Here is a 1049-nt window from a genome sequence, read left to right as displayed (position 1 = left end):
GTAATGCTCGTCAGTTAAGCCTCAAACATGCCGGAACGCATAGCGTTTCGGCTTTTTCTTTACTGCCCGGGGATAGTGTCTTGGTCGCCGGGTGGGAAGCACGAAGCTGGGTGCCATTGCCATTATTTCGTCTATTATCCGCGGGATTTTTCCCGGCGCCACGGCTGGGAGGATGTGAAGCTGGCTTGTCAGATACAGCGCCGCTTGCTTAAAGCCCAACTGATAAGGCTCCACATTTTTCAGGCTGTAAGCCATCTGCGCCATCATGAAGCGCAGAAGATTATAGGCCAGCGCAACTCCCCACAGTTCCTGTTTCACCAGCTCCGGCTTCTTACTTCTCAGCGTCAGTTCATTATTCAGCAGATGCTGTTTCATTTCCCTGAAGCCATGTTCAATCTCCCAGCGATATCCATACAGATCAACGATATCCGCGTTCGGATAACGTAGCGGATCGCACATCGACGTCAGGATTTTCACGGTTTTTCCCTTCACCTGTTTGCTGATCAGGCGCGCCGTTAGCGTCTCTGGCGCATCCTGCCACTTTTTGCGGGCTTGCCACGACATATCCAGTTCTATCAGTTCGTTGCCTGTTCCCAGTTTTTTCAGCACCCGGTATTTTGCATCCTTACGCAGCGGCAGCATCCAGTGTCGTTCTGTTCCGCTCGTCTGCCAGTGGTGCAGAAGCCCCGGCGCATAGAAGCNTGCCACGACATATCCAGTTCTATCAGTTCGTTGCCTGTTCCCAGTTTTTTCAGCACCCGGTATTTTGCATCCTTACGCAGCGGCAGCATCCAGTGTCGTTCTGTTCCGCTCGTCTGCCAGTGGTGCAGAAGCCCCGGCGCATAGAAGCCTTTATCCAGGATCGTCAGCGAGTGATCGGGCGTCTGTTCCACTAGCTGCGCCGCAAGATCGACTTCGCTGGTTTCCGTCACGCTGCCGAAGCTAACACCCGACAGCAGATGGCTGGTCAGTTCCATCTGGCAGACCATGCGGAGCTGAGGCCAGCCAGAGCAGCTATGCGCATTGGCCGTGCGTCCGAAGGCTTTGTC

1 protein-coding gene and 1 pseudogene are annotated in these 1049 nt (G+C 54.4%); both read right to left on the bottom strand.

Annotated features, from left to right (window positions below; translation table 11 throughout):
• Positions 1-21 precede the first annotated feature (21 nt).
• Complete coding sequence (locus ACPUC7_RS24385) at positions 22-642, bottom strand: transposase (protein ID WP_494924854.1); 621 nt, start codon at positions 640-642, stop codon at positions 22-24.
• 173 nt (positions 643-815) lie between these two features.
• Positions 816-1049 (bottom strand): annotated as a pseudogene (locus ACPUC7_RS24380) (IS4 family transposase); the annotation flags it as partial.

The organism is Pantoea sp. CFCC18179 (assembly GCF_059412405.1).
This window is presented reverse-complemented; position numbering and strand designations above follow the sequence as displayed.

Excerpts from the sequence above, each read along its gene's own strand:
- ACPUC7_RS24385 (WP_494924854.1), bottom strand. The coding sequence starts at position 642 with ATGCTGCCGCTGCGTAAGGATGCAAAATACCGGGTGCTGAAAAAACTG.